The organism is Martinezella tropici (genome assembly GCF_003287875.1).
GTDB classification, from domain to species: Bacteria; Pseudomonadota; Alphaproteobacteria; order Rhizobiales; family Rhizobiaceae; genus Rhizobium; species Rhizobium tropici_C.
Genome location: NZ_QMKK01000054.1, coordinates 728151 through 746326 on the forward strand (window position 1 = coordinate 728151; position 18176 = coordinate 746326).

The 18176-nt window shown below is 59.7% G+C and carries 17 protein-coding genes; 6 read left to right on the forward strand and 11 right to left on the reverse strand.

The window, feature by feature from the left end; genetic code table 11:
• Window positions 1-446 precede the first annotated feature (446 nt).
• Complete coding sequence (locus DQ393_RS28680; RefSeq protein WP_432422043.1) at window positions 447-2405, forward strand: putative bifunctional diguanylate cyclase/phosphodiesterase; 1959 nt, start codon at window positions 447-449, stop codon at window positions 2403-2405.
• Window positions 2406-2444: 39 nt separating this feature from the next.
• Here DQ393_RS28680 and DQ393_RS28685 read toward each other — a convergent pair whose 3' ends face one another.
• The 6 genes from DQ393_RS28685 to DQ393_RS28710 all read right to left on the reverse strand — a co-directional run bounded on the left by DQ393_RS28685 (window position 2445) and on the right by DQ393_RS28710 (window position 8299).
• Window positions 2445-3617, reverse strand: coding sequence for a lactonase family protein (locus DQ393_RS28685; RefSeq protein ID WP_112345054.1), 1173 nt, complete (start codon window positions 3615-3617; stop codon window positions 2445-2447).
• A 63-nt stretch (window positions 3618-3680) separates the two neighbouring features.
• Window positions 3681-4583, reverse strand: a complete 903-nt coding sequence (gene kdgD / locus DQ393_RS28690; protein ID WP_112345055.1) for a 5-dehydro-4-deoxyglucarate dehydratase — start codon at window positions 4581-4583, stop codon at window positions 3681-3683.
• Window positions 4584-4619: 36 nt separating this feature from the next.
• Window positions 4620-5594, reverse strand: coding sequence for a mannonate dehydratase (locus DQ393_RS28695; protein WP_112345056.1), 975 nt, complete (start codon window positions 5592-5594; stop codon window positions 4620-4622).
• Between the two features lie 67 nt (window positions 5595-5661).
• Window positions 5662-6378 carry a FadR/GntR family transcriptional regulator gene (locus tag DQ393_RS28700; protein ID WP_112345057.1) on the reverse strand — a complete coding sequence of 239 codons (717 nt, stop codon included), beginning with the start codon at window positions 6376-6378 and terminating at the stop codon, window positions 5662-5664.
• A gap of 201 nt (window positions 6379-6579) precedes the next feature.
• Window positions 6580-7164: an NADPH-dependent FMN reductase gene (locus tag DQ393_RS28705; RefSeq protein ID WP_112345058.1), complete on the reverse strand. Its 585-nt coding sequence runs from the start codon at window positions 7162-7164 to the stop codon at window positions 6580-6582.
• A 148-nt stretch (window positions 7165-7312) separates the two neighbouring features.
• Window positions 7313-8299 carry an AraC family transcriptional regulator gene (locus DQ393_RS28710; protein ID WP_245430479.1) on the reverse strand — a complete coding sequence of 329 codons (987 nt, stop codon included), beginning with the start codon at window positions 8297-8299 and terminating at the stop codon, window positions 7313-7315.
• A 385-nt stretch (window positions 8300-8684) separates the two neighbouring features.
• On the opposite strand from DQ393_RS28710, the gene DQ393_RS28715 reads away from it, so the two are divergent.
• The 3 genes from DQ393_RS28715 to DQ393_RS28725 are packed head-to-tail and all read left to right on the forward strand — an operon-like array spanning window position 8685 to window position 12403.
• Window positions 8685-10181, forward strand: a complete 1497-nt coding sequence (locus tag DQ393_RS28715) for a sugar ABC transporter ATP-binding protein (RefSeq protein ID WP_112345059.1) — start codon at window positions 8685-8687, stop codon at window positions 10179-10181.
• Between the two features lie 16 nt (window positions 10182-10197).
• Window positions 10198-11268 carry an ABC transporter permease gene (locus tag DQ393_RS28720; RefSeq protein WP_112345060.1) on the forward strand — a complete coding sequence of 357 codons (1071 nt, stop codon included), beginning with the start codon at window positions 10198-10200 and terminating at the stop codon, window positions 11266-11268.
• Between the two features lie 40 nt (window positions 11269-11308).
• The gene (locus DQ393_RS28725; RefSeq protein ID WP_112345061.1) at window positions 11309-12403 is read left to right on the forward strand and encodes an ABC transporter substrate-binding protein; all 1095 of its coding nucleotides are present in this window, start codon (window positions 11309-11311) and stop codon (window positions 12401-12403) included.
• Between the two features lie 64 nt (window positions 12404-12467).
• Here the strand turns inward: DQ393_RS28725 and DQ393_RS28730 are convergent, their stop codons facing one another.
• From DQ393_RS28730 to DQ393_RS28750, 5 genes are all read right to left on the reverse strand, one after another.
• On the reverse strand, window positions 12468-13478 hold the full coding sequence (locus DQ393_RS28730) for a LacI family DNA-binding transcriptional regulator (protein WP_112345062.1): 1011 nt from the start codon (window positions 13476-13478) through the stop codon (window positions 12468-12470).
• A 134-nt stretch (window positions 13479-13612) separates the two neighbouring features.
• Complete coding sequence (locus DQ393_RS28735) at window positions 13613-13945, reverse strand: hypothetical protein (protein WP_112345063.1); 333 nt, start codon at window positions 13943-13945, stop codon at window positions 13613-13615.
• Window positions 13942-14829, reverse strand: coding sequence for an NAD(P)-dependent oxidoreductase (locus DQ393_RS28740; RefSeq protein WP_112345064.1), 888 nt, complete (start codon window positions 14827-14829; stop codon window positions 13942-13944). Before DQ393_RS28740 ends, DQ393_RS28735 begins: the two co-directional genes overlap by 4 nt.
• Window positions 14826-15368, reverse strand: coding sequence for a gluconokinase (locus DQ393_RS28745; protein ID WP_112345065.1), 543 nt, complete (start codon window positions 15366-15368; stop codon window positions 14826-14828). The genes DQ393_RS28740 and DQ393_RS28745 overlap by 4 nt, the downstream gene beginning before the upstream one ends.
• Entirely contained in the window at window positions 15337-16095 is a 759-nt protein-coding gene (locus DQ393_RS28750) for an SDR family oxidoreductase (RefSeq protein WP_112345066.1), read from the reverse strand. Before DQ393_RS28750 ends, DQ393_RS28745 begins: the two co-directional genes overlap by 32 nt.
• 86 nt (window positions 16096-16181) lie before the next feature.
• Here DQ393_RS28750 and DQ393_RS28755 point away from each other — a divergent pair, with 86 nt between their 5' ends.
• Both DQ393_RS28755 and DQ393_RS28760 read left to right on the forward strand, forming a co-directional pair.
• Window positions 16182-17129 carry a 2-hydroxyacid dehydrogenase gene (locus DQ393_RS28755; RefSeq protein ID WP_112345067.1) on the forward strand — a complete coding sequence of 316 codons (948 nt, stop codon included), beginning with the start codon at window positions 16182-16184 and terminating at the stop codon, window positions 17127-17129.
• A gap of 10 nt (window positions 17130-17139) precedes the next feature.
• Window positions 17140-18171, forward strand: coding sequence for an L-idonate 5-dehydrogenase (locus DQ393_RS28760; protein WP_112345068.1), 1032 nt, complete (start codon window positions 17140-17142; stop codon window positions 18169-18171).
• The last annotated feature ends 5 nt before the right edge of the window (window positions 18172-18176 follow it).

Sequence of the window (18176 nt, forward strand, 5' to 3'; positions counted from 1 at the left end):
CGGCAACAAGAACGAAATTCTAGCTAGATCATCAAGCGCCAAGCTATGGCCCTTGCTTGGCATTGTGATTTTCTCCCACCATGCAGCGCGACGCCTCCCAATCCGCCCCTCTTGAGCGCGGATCCGGACGGCTTCGATCGGGCAATGTTTCACCGCCGCATGAATGCTCAGCTGACGAGATTCTTCTGGTTAAAACTTCGATAAATATGCCTTTACGCTTTCGTTTATGACGGCCAAAATGGCCATCCGTTTTCATGGTTACATAACTGCTTGCCTCTATTGTCCGTTCACCACGTGAGAGAACATTGATGACACAGCGGCCGGGTAGATCGTCGAAGTCGGCGAATACAGATGCGAACGATGATGACCGGCATGTCCGTGAGCTGCTTGAATTGCTCCAGGCTCAGCATCTATCGCTCACCGAGCGTTACGAATGGCTCGAAGCGATGATCAATTACGTGCCCGACTATATCTACGCCAAGGATAGAGACGGCCGTTTCCTTTTTGCCAATCAGGCCATCGTTCTCAACAATGGCTTTACACATGTCACTGAACTGATCGGCCTCACGGACGCCGAAATTCATCCGATGGCCGACGCGCATAAGATCGAGGAAGTCGAGCGTCAGGTCATGGAAACGGGCGAAGCCGATCTCGGCGTGGAAGAGCGGCGCCTCAAGGGCGAAGGCTGGCTGATGATGTCGCGCGTGCCGTTGCGGGACAGAAACGGCAACATCATCGGTGTCGTCGGAGCCTCACGCGATATCTCCGCTCGCAAACGCGCCGAAGAACTGATGAGCGCACAAACGAAGCTCCTGCAGGATGTGGCGCGGGGCGTCGATCTTGACGAGCTTCTGAAGGATGCGCGATCCCTCCTCGAGCGGCTGCTCGACGGCCGGCAGATCGACTTTGTTCTCGATAGCGAGCAACCTGAATCCTTGGCCGGCGACATTCAGGAATTTCCGATCTTCTCGCGGGATGGCGGCAGACATGGGGCGCTGATAACGGAAAAGATCGACGGCGACGAAGCCGGGCTCATGGAATTCCTCGCCGGCATAGCGCAGACGATTGGGATCGCTATCGATCGCCATCGGGACATCGCCCACATTGCCTATCTGGCCGAGCACGATGCCCTCACCGGCCTGCCCAATCGCATGCTGCTCGACCGCAAGCTCAGCGCTCTTCTGGAAAAAGCCTCGCGCAAGCAAAAGCCGCTGGCGGTTGCCTTTGTCGACCTGGATAACTTCAAGCTGGTGAACGATACACTCGGTCATGCAGCCGGAGACGAATTGCTGATGGCGGTTGCACAGCGCATATCGACCCAAGTCGGCCGCCGCGGCATCGTTGCGAGGATCGGCGGCGATGAATTCATCATCGTCCTGGAGGAATCCTCCGACACTGTATACGAGAGGCTCACCGCCATTCTCAAGGACATATCCAAGCCGCTGACGATCGACGGTGTCGAAATCCGCGTCGGCTGCAGCATCGGTGTGGCATGCGCCATGGAGCATGGCGAGACCGCCTCGGACCTGTTTGCAAGCGCCGATATGGCGCTCTATCGCGCCAAGGAAGCCGGACGCAATTCCATTCGACTGTTCACGCCGGCCATGGCGGAAGATGCCCGCAACAAGCTGATCCGCATCGAAGAGCTGCGGCGCGCAGTGGAACGGGATGAATTCGTGCTGCATTACCAGCCGCAAAAGGAGATCCGCAGCGGCAGGGTGATCGGCGTCGAAGCGCTGGTGCGGTGGCAGCATCCTTCCGAGGGCTTCTTGCTTCCCGATGCTTTTATTCCGCTCGCCGAGGAAACGGGGCTCATCGTCCCGCTCGGTGAAATCGTTTTGCGCAAAGCCTGCCAGCAGGCCAGAGCATGGCGGGATCGCGGCCTGCCGGATCTGCGTATCGGTGTTAATGTGTCGGCCCGGCAATTTCTGGAGAGCTCGCTGACAAGCCAGGTTGCGTCGGCGCTGCAGGCGGCAGGTCTCGATCCGCAATGGCTCGAGCTCGAACTGACGGAGAGCCTGATCATGCGCGACGTCGAGGGAGCGATAGAGCGCATGCTTGAACTGAAGGCGCTGGGCGTCAGTCTCGCAATCGACGATTTCGGTACCGGATATTCAAGCCTGAGCACCCTCCGGCGTTTTCCGCTGTCCCGATTGAAGATCGACAGGTCGTTCATTGCCGATATTCCGGCCAAGCCCGGCGATATGGCAATTACCTCCGCCATCGTGTCGCTCGGCCGAACCCTCGAACTGGAAGTCGTGGCCGAAGGCGTGGAGACCGAAGAACAGGCCCGCTTCCTCGAAGGGGCCGGATGCGAGCTTCTCCAGGGCTATCTGTTTGCCCGGCCCCTTCCCTCTTCCGAGGTGGAAAGCCTGCTTGCCGGGATGATCGCCAAGGCCGAATAACGAAGCTGACGCTTGGCATTTACAGCATAGGGCTGCGCTTCAGGGCAACGTCACGATCTCGATCCAGTTGGCGCCAGCATTGACCGGATATCGACCGACCGGCGTGAGCACGCCGCTTGCCTGATCGATGGCATAGACCGACAGCCTGTCGGATTTCTCGCCGGAGGCGACAAGGAAGCGGCCCGATGGATCGATGCGAATGCCGCGCGGCTGCCGCTCGGTGGGGTAATTCGTGACATAGGTCAACTTCCCCTCGCCTGCGGCCACTTGGAAGAGCGCGATCCTGCTGGTGGTTCGCTCGGTCGTATAGAGGAACTTTCCGTTCGGCGTGATACCGATATCGGCAGCCCATACCTTCGGCTTGCCGTCATCGGCCTGAACCGCAACCGGCGCGGTTGCGTTGAACGCTGCCGGGGCCGGCGGGGCAATGCCCGGAAAAAGCCCGGCATCATCAGGAACGGATTTCACGCTTTCGACCTCGCTCAACGTGCCTTTGGCCGTATCGAGAGCATAGTGGATAACGTGGCCCGTCAATTCGGTCAGAACGTAGACGGATTTGTTATCCGGCGAGACGATGATGTGGCGCGGACCGAAGCCCGGCTTTGTCGCGATCTCGGGCGGATCGTTCGCCTCCAGCATGCCGGTCTCCGGATTGAGCACGAATTGCAGCACGACATCGGAGCCGAGATTGGTTGCAAAGACATATCTGCCGGTACGGTCGCTTACGATGGAGTGCGCGTTGCGGCCGGTCAGGATCATCTGCCTGATACCATCGGTCACGAGCCCATCCCTGCCGATCGGCAGTACGGCGATCTTGTTGCCGCCATAAGACGCGGTGAACAGTAAACGGCCCGACGGGTCGGTGGAGACATAAGGCATGCTGTCGGGCAAGGCGGCGACGGCTTCCTGGCTGAGTTTGCCGGTGGCAGGATCGATCGCCAGCGTCAGCACGCGATATGGCTGCGAACGGATGACAGCATAGAGGTGTTTCTTATCGGCGCTGACGGTCATCGGCATGACCATCTTGCCCGCATCGAAGCTCGACACTCGCTTAAGCGACCCGGTTTTCGCGTCCATGCTGTAAGTGTCGATCGCTCCGGCCGTCGCTGCCGAAACGTAAACGAATGTCCTTGCAGAAGGGTTGCCGGCACTTGAAAGCATGGACGTCATTGCCAGCGCCGATGCGGTAAGTCCAAAGGATGTCTCCGTCACGCGTCTCCTCCCTCCAATACGGATCCTCGTTATCGCAAACCATCGCTCAAGTCCTGGCCACCGTCACTCCGCTGAGGCGACGATCTTTTCTAGCACAGCCATTTCCTCCGGCGTCAGATCCGTCAACGGTGGCCTGACCGGGCCGGGATCCTTGCCGACGATACGCAGGCCCGCCTTGATGATGGAGACGGCATAACCCTTCTTACGGTTGCGCAGGGTTACGAGCGGGAAGAAGAAGCTCCGGAGAATATGGTCGACCGTTGCCTGATCTCCGACGCGCAGTGCGGCATAGAAGCGCTGCGCCAGAGCCGGAACGAAATTGAAGACCGCGGAAGAATAGGTCGTGACACCGGCCGCGAAATAGGCTTGGGCGTAGACCTCATGTGTCGGCATGCCGCCGACGTAGACCAGACGATCCTTGAGGGTCGTGGTGATCTCAATCACCTTGTCGACATCGCCGATCCCATCCTTGTAGCCGATAAGGTTGGGGCATTCGTCGGCAAGCCGAGCCAAACTATCGGCGCTGAGCACCGCATTGTCGCGATTGTAGACGATGACACCGATGCCGACGGACTGGCAGACCGCCTTTACATGGGCGATCAGGCCTGCCTGCTCGGAAAGCATGAGGTATGGCGGCAGAAGCAAGAGGCCGTCGGCGCCGGCCTTTTCCGCGGCCTTGGCGATTTCAATGGCAAGCGACGTTCCGTAACCCGCCCCCGAGATGATCGGCGTCTTGCCGGCCGACGCTTTGGCTGCGCGCACGACCTGCGGGATTTCCGAGGGGTTCAAGGAAAAGAACTCGCCCGTTCCGCCGGCTGCGAAGAGTGCTGCGGCGTCGAATCCAGCCAGCCACTCGATATGGCTGCGATACTTCGCTTCGTCGAATGTCAGGTTCTGATCGAAATGCGTGACCGGGAACGACAGCAGGCCGCTGCCAACTGCCTTTTTCAGCTCAATCGGGTTCATCGTGGAATCCTGTCTTCGTTCAACTGGCAACAAGGTTCAGGCCTGCTCGAGCGCCTGAACGAGCGCCGCGATATAGCCATAGCAAAAGGCGAAGGCGACGCCGGTCGGATCACGGCCGCTGATCGTCGGGACATGATCCGGCATCAGCATGTACCGATACCCGACCTCCTTATAGACCTTGGCGGAGCGGACCATGTCCATGTCGCCCTCGTCGGGGAAGGTCTCCATGAAGGACAGCTTGCCGCCCCTGATATTGCGGAAATGGACGTTGAAGATTTTATCGCGGCTGCCGAACCAGCGGATGATATCGTCGATCTCCTCGCGCGGATTGTCGAGCATCTCGCCGATCGATCCCTGGCAGAAGTTCAGCCCGTGATAGGGGCTTTCGCGCATGAGGACAAATTTCTTCAAACCCTCCACGGAGCCGAGTACGCGCGTGACGCCGCGATAGCCCGGTGGCGTGTAAGGATCATGCGGATGGCAGGCAAGACGAACGCGATTACTTTCCGCTACGGGGATAACCCGCTCAAGGAAATAATCGATGCGCTCCCAGTTTTCGTCTTCCGACAAAACCCCCGCAAGACCTGGCGCCGCGTCATGATCCGCCTTGTCCCAGCGGAAGCTCGCATTCATCGAGCCCCCACGCCCCCGTTCTTCCGGTGTGCGCGGAATACCGATGAGATTTAAATTGTATTTTGCTGCCGGAATGCCGGCCGTGGCCACATCCTCGATCAGCTTGCAGACCGCGTCTATCTGGCGATCGCGATCAGGCCCGGCGAGAAGGATATCGGGATAGGACGCTTTTTCGATCGGCTGCGACGGCAACGGAAGCTGGATCATGTCCAGAATCAATCCGAAGCTTTCCATCTTGTCGCGATGACGTTCGAGGTCGGACAGCGTCCAGCTCTCCGGCTTTCCCGGCGGATCGGCGCAAATGTGCTTCATCCCTAATTGCGCAAACACCCGATAGTCATCGTCGTCCCGCGCGTCGACCTGCGTTCCTACATACACCCGCAATGTCTCCGTTTGATCTCACAATATCATATGACATAATATGAGTTATATATGGAGTCGAGCCCTATTCCTGTTGCTGATCGGCGAGGAAGCGATAGCGGCGTTGACTGGCCATCATATGCGACCGCATCGCCTGGCGCGCGCGTTCGGGATCCTGATCCGCAATAGCCGCCAGAATCTCGACATGTTCGGCATGAACTTTCTCGAGATAAGCGCGATCATTGGCTTCCGGCAGCGTCGGAAACTGGCCCCTCGGGATCGTGCGGGCACCGAAATGCCTGAGAACATCGACATAGAATCGATTGTTTGTGGCGGCGGCTATGGCCATATGAAATTCATAATCCGCCTCGACCGTCGGCAGCCCTTGGTCGATCAGCATTGCCATCTTGCGATTGGCCGCAGCGATCGCCGCTTCCTGCGCGGCAGTTCTTCGATAAGCGGCAATCGCCGCCGCCTCCCCCTCTGCCGCCATGCGAAACTCGAGCAACTCAAGGGTTTCCGGAATGCTTTTGATTTCCACCGGCGTCAGCGCCAATTCGCCGCGCGCCGTCTGTTCCGCAACGAAGACACCCTTGCCTTGAACCGGCTTGACGAGCCCGGCGGCACGCAGATCGGCAATCGCTTCGCGCACGACGGTACGGCTGACACCAAACGCCGCCTCCAACTGTGGTTCCGTCGGCAATTGATCCCCCACCTTCAATTTGCCCGTTTCGATCTGCGCTCGCAGTTGATCGATCACCTGTTGCGCCAGCCTTTGTCGACCCCGGCCCATCGTCGTCATTCTTAGATCCCCAATCCGGTTGCCGCCAACTGATCCGACCGGTCAGCCAAGCCTCTGATCTTCGATAATCATAATACGACATATAGATGTCATAATACGTATCTAGAATAATCTAAAGAGGAATCGGAATGAAGAACTTTTCGAGGTCAGCATTCGCCGGGATTGCGATAGGGAAGCGAGTTTCCTTTGACTCCGGTCGCCTTAGATCTCCCAATCTGAAGCATAACCTCTCCCCCGGAGACGCGACGCGAGTTCCAGCTTGACCTCGACCGTCTTTCGCAGCCTTGCGGCAAGCGCGCCGGACAGGTTGTCACCATCGATCCAGTCTCTCTCCGTCGCATAAACGACGTAGGGATTGATCACGCATTTGAAATCGAGCATCAGCGACATCGCCAGATTTCCGTAAGCCATGTAGCTGTGAGGAAGCCCGCCGGAGCAGACGAACGTGACGATCTGGTCGAACCAGGCGGATTTTCGACCGCCCGCACCTGTTGCGCCGGTAAGTTCGATCAGGCTCTTGGCAGCGCTGCCGACCGACCAATTGTAAATGGGTACGGCCAGCAGCACGCCATCCGCATCGCGAATTGCGTGATACAGCCTGTCGTATGAAGGATGCCCGTAGCAGTTCAAATTGTCGAATACCGGCAACTCGATGTCCTGAAGATCGATAAATTCGACCTCGGACCGCCTCTCCCGCAACAGCTTCTCGGCTTGACGAGCGATCCGGCGGCTGCGGCTTTCCGGATCCATGCTGCAGGACAGGATGGTGATTTTCGATGGATGCATCTCTGTCTCACTCCGTCGCCAACGATATCACCTGGAGCTGCGCTGCATCTCAAGATTAGGCGGATTCTCCCCGCCTACAACCAACTTTTTTGCGCAATCGCTATGGCCCACGCAGGCTGCTTGCGGATGCGGCTTCGAAGGCGTCATCCTATCTATCGCCGTTTCGGAGCCTTCTCGCGGTCTCGGATGGCATTTCTCCAAAGGCGCGATGATAGAGCGCCGCAAAGCGGCCCATATGGGAAAATCCCCAATCGCGCGCGATCCCGGCGACAGGCCGTGTCGATCCGCAGTCCAGCAGCGCTCTGCGAACGCCCTGCAGACGGATCATCCTCAGATAGTCGAGGGGCGTCATGTTCTTGAACTGCTGAAAGGCAGCCTGAACCGACCGCACGCTCGTTCCTGCCTCACGCGCGATTTCGGCAATCCGGATATCGGCGCCGACATTGGCATGCATATATTCGATCGCGCGCTTCAACTGTTTCGGCATCGCCGGCGAAACCGGCCGGCGCAATTGCGCCGAATAGTTATGCGGCACCACCTCCAGCAGCGCGATCATCATCGCCTGCAACAGACATTCGCTGAACACCGGGGAAGAGCGGTCCGCATCATCGACCGTCAGATCTTGCCAGATCAAATTTCCGAGCGCCGCAATCTGCGCGCCTCTTTGCGTCGTGAGATCGACGGTGCCGCCCATTTCCAGGTCGTCGAGAACGGGGGCGTCCAGCAATTCGCTTAGCTGACGGATCATTGTCGATTTTTCGAAGGCCATGCCCATATGGCCGCGCCGCTCTTCCAGTGTCAGCTTTTCAAACGACGACATATCTGCAAGCAGGCCCTTGCCTGCTTCCGACAGCAGCTGTCGCCCTCCTGCATCGATCAGCATTTTGCCCATGGTTGGGAGATAAAAACCATAGGCATCAGGACCTCCCGAAAGCATCACGCTCATTCCGGAGTGGCATTTGCCGTTCCATACGCTACTGGAGCCGACCGTATAATGCCGGTCCTCCACCGAAATCGAAGCGCCTCGTTGAAGTGGCTCGACAACGGCAGGAAACAGGGTCCTCGCATAATGCGCCGTCATCTCTTCGGCATCGGCGTTATCAATTTTGAATACCGATTGAGTAACGTACGTCAAAAATTTCCCTCAAATGCGCACAATGAGAGGCATTCCCTTGGAATTTCTCAAAGCGTGCGGCAGCGGCCCATTATTCATATTATCCGCAAATAATTTTAGACGAGATATGAACCGAACGCACTACCTAAGAAATATTAGTCCGAATTGAAGGCATACAACCGGAGTTAGTACTTTGAACGTTTGGCGGGAATGATCGTCATTTCATAAGATGATTGCGATATCTCGTTTCTTTAGTTCACATATAAAAGAAATCACTTATGCGGTGCCGAGTTTAATTCTTTCAATGTTAAAGGAACGTCTCGGTAACGAGGTCAGGAACAGGAGGCCTTGACGGAATGTTATCGATAACATAGCCTCCCTTCATCGACGCTTTGGGAGGAGCAGGATGGACAACGGAAAGCTGCTCGAATTTTCCGATATCACCAAGGAATTTGGCGGAACGCGCGCGCTGTCGAACGTATCTCTCGACCTGCAGCGGGGCGAAATTCTCGCGCTTCTCGGAGAGAATGGCGCGGGCAAATCGACGCTCATCAAGACATTGGCTGGCATCTACAAGCCGGATGGCGGGCAGATCCTGTTTCGCGGCAGGCCCTATCATCATCGCCCGCCTCAACCCAACCAGCGCCAGCCGGTCGCCTTCATCCACCAGGATCTCGGACTGATCGAATGGATGACGGTGGGCGAAAATGTCGGTCTCGCCCAGGGCTATTCTCTGCGCGGCCGCTTGATCGACTGGCGGGCGACCGAGCGGCGCACCGCGGAAGCGCTAAAACTCGTCGGCTGCGATTTCGATCCGTCGACCCGCGTCCAGGAGCTGACGCGCACCGAGAAGTCGCTTGTGGCAATCGCCCGCGCACTCGCTGTCGAAGCCGACGTGCTGGTGCTTGACGAACCCACGGCCAGCCTGCCCGCCGATGAGGTCGAGAAGCTCTTTGCCGCCATCCGCCCGCTGAAAGAGCGCGGCGTGGCGATGATCTATGTCTCGCATCGTCTCGACGAGATCTTCCGTATTGCCGACCGGGTTGCCGTGCTGCGCGATGGTCAGCTGGTGGGCCAGAAGCCAGTCTCCGAGACGACGCCGGATGAGCTCATCCGCATGATCGTCGGGCGCAAGGCGGACCAGCTGTTCGTCAAGGCAGAAAGAAGCGCCGGCCCCGCGATCGTTTCCGTAAAAGAGCTCACCTGCCGCGGCGCAGGTCCTGTATCCTTCGATATCCGACAGGGCGAATTGCTCGGTCTCGTCGGCCTGCGCGGCGCCGGTCAGGAATTGATCGGACGCGCGCTGTTCGGTTGCGAACCATCGCAGGGCAGCGTTCGCTTGAATGGGACGGCACCCGATCTTTCCAGCACCGTCGCCGCGATGGCTTCGGGTATCGGGCTAATCGCCAGGGATCGGACGGAAGAGTCCGTCGCCATGTCGCTCAGCCTGCGCGAAAACACGTTCCTCAATCCGGGCGCTTCGGGGCGCAGTTTGTTTTCGTTCCTGTCCCCGCGCCGCGAAGCCGAAGCCGCCTATTCTCTCGGTAGCCGTGTCGGCCTCAGGCCTAACGATCAGAGCCTTGCCATCGAAGCCCTATCCGGCGGCAATCAGCAGAAGGTGGTCGTAGGACGGTGGCTGGCCACCGGACGCAAATTGCTGATCGCCGAGGATCCGACCGCAGGCGTCGACGTCGGCGCCAAGGCCGACATCTATCGGCTGATCGCCGAGGCCGTCGAGGCCGGCCTTGCCGTTCTTGTCGTCTCCACCGATTTCGAGGAAATCGCTCATATCTGCCATCGTGCCCTGGTGTTTTCGCGCGGGAGGATCGTGCGCGAACTCAGCGGTGCCGACCTTACAACGCCGGCGGTCATCGCCGCCGCATCTGCATCCGAAGTGGCCTGAACCGGAGGAGAACACCATGCAATCAGTCGAATCCAACGCGCTCGAGCCGACCCGCGCCGAGCTTTCGGCCATGAGCCTCGGCCAGAAGATCCAGCGCCTGCTGCCCGTCTATGGCCTCGTCATCCTGACAGTCTTCCTGATCCTGCTTTTCTCCATTCTGCTGCCGCAGACATTCCCGACGATGCTCAACCTGCGTTCGATCATTTCGGACAAGACCATCATCGCCATCCTGTCGCTGGCGGCAATGATCCCGATGGCGGCGGGCCGCATCGATCTGACCATCGGCTACGGCATCGTCCTCTGGCATGTGCTGGCGATCAGCCTTCAGACGATGTTCGGGCTGCCTTGGCCGGTTGCCGTCCTGATCGTCATCGCACTTGGCGCACTGACCGGCTTCCTGAATGGCCTGCTGGTAGAGATCGCCAAGATCGACAGCTTCATCGCAACGCTCGGCACCGGCACGGTCCTTTACGCCATCGCGCTCTGGCATACGGGCGGCCGGCAGGTCGTGGGCATGCTGCCGCAAGGGTTTTATGCGCTGAACGGCACCATGGTCTTTGGCCTGCCGATCACCGGCATCTATGTCCTGGCGCTTGCCTTCGTCATGTGGATCGTCCTCGAATACCTGCCGATCGGCCGCTACATCTATGCGATCGGCGCCAACCCGAAGGCGGCCGCGCTCAACGGCATTCCCGTCCGCCGCTTCGTCATCGGCGCCTTCGTCACCTCGGGAACGCTTGCAGCCATCGCCGGTGTTCTGCTTGCCTCCAAGCTGCGCATCGGCCAAGCGAGCGTCGGGCTTGAATATCTGCTGCCTGCATTGGTCGGTGCATTCCTCGGATCGACCACCATCAAGCCCGGCCGCGTCAACGTCTGGGGCACGATGATCGGCGTCATCATTCTGGCAGTCGGCATTGCCGGCATCCAGCAATTCGGTGGCTCCTTCTATGTCGAGCCCCTGTTCAACGGCGTCACCCTGCTCGTCGCGATCGGCATTGCCGGTTACGCCCAGCGCCGCCGCAGCCATGCAGGGCGCATGGCCCCGGCTCAGGCGCCGCAACTTTCCGCCAAGCCGGCGGAGAAATGAAGATCATCTGAAGTTCGAATGTCCAAAGGGAGGAGAAGACATGAATCGTAGACAATTCCTGCAGGCCACGACAGCGATGCTGGTGCTATGCGCCGGCCAGGCCTATGCCGATCCGCTGGCGGATGCGAATGCCGTCGTCGACAAATACGCAACCCCGGTCACCAAATGGGACGGCCCCACGACAGGTCCGAAGGCACAGGCCGGCAAGACGATCGTCGTGCTCGCGGGCGATCTCAAGAATGGCGGTATTCTCGGCGTCAGCAACGGTGTCGAGGAAGCGGCGAAGGCGATCGGCTGGGAAGTGAAGGTTCTGGATGGTGCGGGTTCCATCGGCGGGCGAACGGCCGCCTTCGGTCAGGCTATAGCGCTGCAGCCCGCCGGCATCATCATCGATGGCTTCGATGCCGTCGAACAGGCCCCTGCGCTGGAACAGGCAAAAGCTGCCAAGATCCCTCTGGTCGCCTGGCATGCCGGCCCGACCATCGGCCCCGACGACAAGAATGGCCTCTTTGCCAATGTCAGCACCGACGCCATGGAAGTCTCGAAGGCGGCCGCCGATTGGGCCTTCGTCGATGCCAAAGGCAAGCCGGGCGTCATCATCTTCACCGACTCCACCTATGCGATCGCCATCGCCAAGGCGGACAGGATGAAGCAGGAGATCGAGCGGCTTGGCGGCAAGGTGCTCGAATATGTCGATACGCCGATTGCCGAGACGTCGCAGCGCATGCCGCAGCTCACGACGTCCCTCCTTCAGAAATACGGTGACAGCTGGACGCATTCGCTTGCGATCAACGACCTTTATTTCGATTTCATGGGTCCTTCGCTTGCTTCCGCCGGCAAAAGCGGCACCGATGCGCCGATCAATGTCGCAGCCGGTGACGGCTCGCAATCGGCCTATGAGCGCATCCGCGCCGGTCAATTCCAGAAGGTCACGGTTGCCGAACCTCTTAATCTCCAGGGCTGGCAATTGGTCGATGAACTCAATCGTGCCTTCGCCGGCGAAAAATGGTCCGGCTATCTCTCGCCGCTGCATGTCGTGACGGCAGACAATATCCAGTCCGATGGTGGCCCGAAGAACACCTTCGATCCGGATAACGGCTACAAGGACCAATACAAGAAAATCTGGGGTAAGTGATCCCGGCCAAAAGATGTGGCGCGGTCTACGGGCCGCGCCATGTCATTCAGAAAAAGGCTAATTTCTATCGGCTGCTGTCGCGCGCAATCAGTTCGGGTGAGATCCTGACATCAGCGCCTTGATTGCCATCAAGAATATCGAGGATCAACGCTGCCGTCCGCTCGCCGATTTCACGCGCGAAGGCGTTGATCGTCGTCAATGTCGGCACACAGACTTCGCCGATTTCATAATTGCCGAAACCGCCGATGGAAAAGCGCTCAGGCACCGGAATCCCGAGCCGCCGGCATTCGGTCAGCGCACCATAGGCGGCAAGATCCGAGACGCAGACGACCGCTTCCGTATCCGGATAAAGCTCGATCAGCTTCGCCATGGCATTGGCGCCTTCCCGCATAGAGATCGGCGGCGATCCGGCTGCGATCAATCTCGTGGCGTCGAGCCCATGCGCCTGCATCGCCGCAATGAAACCGAGCCTGCGTTCGCTGCCGCGCGAATCCCGCTGGACATCACCACCGATGAAGGCGATGCGGCGACAGCCGAGCGCGACGAAATGATCGACCATATCGCGCATGACGGCCCTATTGGAAAAGCCGACATAGTGGCCGATCGGATCGGTCGGGACATCCCAGGTCTCTATCACGGGGATCGCAATAGTCTGCAGAAGTTTACGCGCTCGTTGCGTATGCGTACCGCCGGTCACGACGATCGCCTGCGGCTTGCGGCGCAGCAGCTGCTCGATCAGCCGCTCCTCCTCTTCGACATCGTAGTTCGTATAACCAAGCAGGATCTGCATGTCGCGCTTGGACAAGGTGTCCGAGAGGCCGCCGACCGTATCTGCGAAGTTGGCATTGTTGATGGAAGGAATGGTAACGGCGACGAAGCCGGACTTTTGCGAACGCAGGTTGGACGCTGTGCTGTCGAAGACATAGCCCAGCTCCTCCGCCGTTTTCAGGATCGCCTCGCGCGTCTCCGGACTGACCAGGCTATCGGCCTTGAAGGCACGCGACACCGTCATGGGAGAAACTCCCATGACGCGGGCTATGTCTGCCATGGTCGGCGTTTTGCGATCGTTACTCATCAATGGCCTATGTTATCGTTACCATCAGAGTAATATGCCTCTTCCCAGAATAGCAAGAGGCGCTTTCAGCTACCCCGCCATGCGCACACGTCACCACCGGTGCCGCGCATCGGAAAGCGTCCTGTGATGAGAGTCTAAAGCTCGAACTCATGGGCGAGCGTCACATGATGATGAATGCGCCCTTCGAAAAAGCGCGAGAGAACCGCTTCCGTCGCCGCACGTGCCTCGGTGCGTACCGGGCTTGCAAGAGCTTTCTCCACGGCAGCCATATCCGGATAGTTCACGGCCAAGATCATCGGGAATTCCGGAGCGCCTTCATCGCGTGCCTCGGCAAAGGTAACCCGCACATCGAGAGCGCCGGGAAACTGTTTCCACTTCGGCAGGATGGTTTCCATGACGGCCGTTCGAAACGCCTCCGCCTCCCCTTCCCTGATCTTGCCTTCGAATAATGCGTATCGGGTAATCATCCGGCGATCTCCTTGTTCGGCCCCTTGAAGAATTCCATCAGTGCCGCCTGATCCTCACCGCCAAGCCCGGAAGCCGTCAGCATGCGGTGTATCTCGGCACACACCGCCGTCAGTGGCATGGCGGTATTGGTCCTGCGCGCGAGATCCTGAGCACCGTTCAGATCCTTGACCATATTGTCGATGCGGCCGGTGCGGCGATAATCCTTGCTGACGTAGCGCGGCATATATTCCTGAAGGATGGCGCTGTCGGCCCTGCCACCCTTCAGCGCCTGCGGGATTTTCGCGGCATCGACGCCGGCATCGAGCGCCAGTTGCGTCGCTTCGGCGACCGCAAGGAAATTCAACGCACAAAGAACCTGATTGATGAGCTTCGTCGTCTGGCCCGCACCGACGGGACCCATATGCGTGTAGTTCGAGGCCACATGGCGCAGGACTTGATGCGCATCCGCGACATCCCGCTCGCTGCCTCCGGCCATCAGCGTCAATTGTCCGATCAGGGCCTTCGGCGCTCCACCGGACAGCGGGCTGTCCACCCATCGCAATCCCTTTTCCGCAGCCTCTGCAGCAAGAGCCTTTGTTGCATCGGGATCGATCGACGACATATCGATGATCAGCGTGCCTGCTCTTGCACCTGCGGCAACGCCTTCGGGCCCGAATACCGCGGCATGGATGATCTTCGGCGAATTGAGGCTGAGGACGACGAAATCGGAAACGGCTGCCGCCGCGGCTGCGCTGGTGGCTGCCGTGGCGCCTTTTGCGGTCAGAGCCGCGACCTTATCCTTGTCGAGATCGAAAACCGTCAGCCGATTGCCGGTTTCCGCCAGGCGGGCGCCGATCGCGCCGCCCATTGCACCGGCGCCGATCAGCGCCACCTTGCTGCTCATGATTGATCCTCCTCCAATGCAATTAAGATGGCCGCCACGACTTGATCCAGCGGCTGATCGATATCGACCGTGATCGCCTGCTCGTCGGCGCCCGGCGGCTCGAGCGCGGCAAATTGACTGTCGAGCAAGGCCGACGGCATGAAGTGATCCTGCCTTGCCTGCATGCGTTTCAGGATGGTTTCCCTCGTTCCGGCGAGATGAATGAAGGAAACCGGCGCGGCGACGACCTCGCGGATCCGATCGCGATAAATGCGCTTCAGCGCCGAACATCCGATCAATGCCGTATCCTGCGTCAAAGCCAGGTATTGACCGACCTTGTCGAGCCAAGGCCAACGATCGGCGTCGGTCAACGGAATGCCGGCGCTCATCTTGGCGACATTGGCCGATGGATGAAGATCATCGCCATCGACATAGATGCCTCCAAGGCGTGCCGCCAGCGCCGAGCCGACCGACGACTTGCCGCAGCCGCTGACGCCCATGATGACGAAGCGGCGCGGCAAAGCGCCATCAGAGCGAAGCTGTGATGCCGCCGTCGACATAAAGCACATGACCATTGACGAAGGAGGACGCATCGGAAGCAAGGAAGATACAGGCGCCGACCAATTCTTCGACGCGGCCCCAGCGGCCGGCAGGCGTGCGCTTTTCAAGCCATGCCGAGAAATCGGCGTCGGCAACGAGAGCTGCGTTCAACGGCGTGTCGAAATAGCCGGGCGCGATGGCGTTGCATTGCAGCCCGTACTTCGCCCAATCCGTCGCCATGCCCTTCGTCAGATTGCCGACGGCGCCCTTGGTTGCGGTGTACGGCGCAATCGAGGGCCGCGCCAGCGCCGTCTGCACGCTCGCGATGTTGATGATCTTTCCGGCGCCGCGCTTGATCATATGACGGGCGACCGCCTGGCCGACATTGAAGACGCTGGAGATGTTCGTCCGCAAAAGCCGCTCGAAAGCGTCAGCGGGAAAATCCTCGAGCGGCGTGCGAAACTGCATGCCGGCATTGTTGACGAGGATATCGATCGCGCCCGTCTCCGCTTCGAAGGCATTGATAGCCTGCCGCGCGGCCTCATGATCGGTGGCATCGAATGCCAGCTGATACACCTTGCCCTCGAAGTTTTCGGCCGCCTTGGCGAGCTTCTCCTTGTCGCGGCCGTTGAGAACCGGTTCGGCGCCTGCTGCCGCCAATCCTTTCGCCAGCGCAAGCCCGATGCCTTGGGAAGAGCCCGTGACCAGGGCACGCCGCCCTTTCAGATCGAAGAGGCCAAGAGACATCGTTTCCTCCGTTTTTTATCTCGACAATGATTGCCTTCCCCGTTTATGTTATCGATAACATTCGATGTCAAGGGAGGACATGAAAGATGGACAAGCCGTCAATTCTGCAGATTGGCCCCTATCCGCAATGGGATCAAGAACCGCTCGATGCGGCATTTCAGGTTCATCGCTATTTCGAGGCCGGCGACAAGGCGAAACTGCTTGCCGACGTCGGACCATCGATCAGGGGCATTGCCACACGCGGGGAACTCGGCGCCAACCGGGCGATGATCGAAGCCTGTCCGAATCTTGAGGTCATTTCGGTCTATGGCGTGGGCTTCGATGCCGTCGACCTGCAGGCCTGCCGCGAGCGCGGCATTCGCGTCACCAACACACCCGACGTCCTGACCAATGATGTCGCGGATCTGGGGATTGCCATGATGCTCTGCCTGTCGCGCGGCATGATTGGTGCCGAAACCTGGGTGCGCGATGGCAGCTGGGCACAAAAGGGGCTCTACCCCCTCAAGCGGCGCGTCTGGGGTAGGCGTGCTGGTGTGCTCGGCCTCGGCCGCATCGGCTTCGAAGTCGCCAAGCGCCTGAAGGGTTTCGACATGCAGATCGCCTATTCCGACGTCGAGGCCAAACCTTATGCATCCGACATGACCTTCGTGGCCGATCCGGTCGAGCTCGCGAAGCAATCGGATTTTCTGTTCGTCACGCTCGCCGCCTCGGCAGCGACCCGGCACATCGTCGGCCGTGAGGTGATCGAGGCGCTCGGCCCGGAAGGCATGTTGATCAACATTTCCCGAGCCTCCAATATAGACGAAGAAGCGCTGCTCGACGCGTTAGAGGCCGGCAAGCTCGGATCGGCCGCGCTCGACGTCTTCGAAGGCGAGCCGAAGCTCAATCCGCGTTTCCTGGCGCTGAACAACGTGCTGCTGCAGCCCCACCATGCCTCCGGCACCGTGGAGACGCGCAAGGCGATGGGGCAGCTGCTGCGTGACAATCTGGCAGCCCACTTCGCCGGCCAGGCTCTGCCGACACCCGTTCTTTGAGGAGGAAAAGATGAAAGCCATCGTCGCTCACGCCGCCAAGGACGTGCGGATCGAGGATCGTCCGGAGGAAGAACCAGGCGCGGGAGAAGTGAAGCTGAAGCTCGCAACCGGCGGCGTCTGCGGCAGCGACCTGCATTACTATCATCACGGCGGCTTCGGCACCGTGCGCCTGAAGGAGCCGATGATCCTCGGCCACGAAGTCAGCGCCACCGTCATCGCTCTCGGCTCCGGCGTGCAGGGCCTTGAGGTCGGACAGCTCGTTGCCGTCTCCCCTTCCCGCCCGTGCCGAACCTGCCGCTACTGCCTGGAGGGATTGCCCAACCAATGCCTCAACATGCGCTTTTATGGCAGCGCCATGCCCTTCCCGCATATCCAGGGCGCATTTCGCGAGACGCTCGTCGCCGACGCCATCCAATGCGTGCCGGCCGATGGCCTGACGCCGGGCGAAGCGGCGATGGCGGAGCCGCTGGCCGTCACGCTCCATGCCACGCGACGCGCGGGCGAGATGCTCGGCAAGCGCGTTCTCGTCACCGGCTGCGGCCCGATCGGCGTCCTGTCGATCCTTGCCGCGCGCCGGGCGGGTGCTGGCGAGATCGTGGCCACCGATCTTTCCGATTTCACCCTATCGCTTGCCAAGCAGGCAGGCGCCGACAGGATCATCAATACGAAGAATGAGCCGGAAGCTCTAGCCGCATATTCCGCCGACAAGGGCACCTTCGATGTCCTGTACGAATGCTCGGGAGCCGCTGCCGCACTGGTCGGCGGTATTGCAGCGCTTCGCCCGCGCGGCATCATCGTGCAGCTCGGTCTCGGCGGCGATATGAGCCTGCCGATGATGGCGATTACCGCCAAGGAATTGGAGCTGCGTGGCTCCTTTCGCTTCCATGAGGAGTTTGTGGTCGGCGTCGATCTGATGCGCAAGCGTCTTATCGATGTGCGGCCGCTCATCACGCATACCGTGCCGCTTGCCGAGGCGATCAGCGCCTTCGAGATCGCCTCGGATCGAAGCAAGGCGATGAAGGCGCAGATCGTCTTCGCGTGATCGTT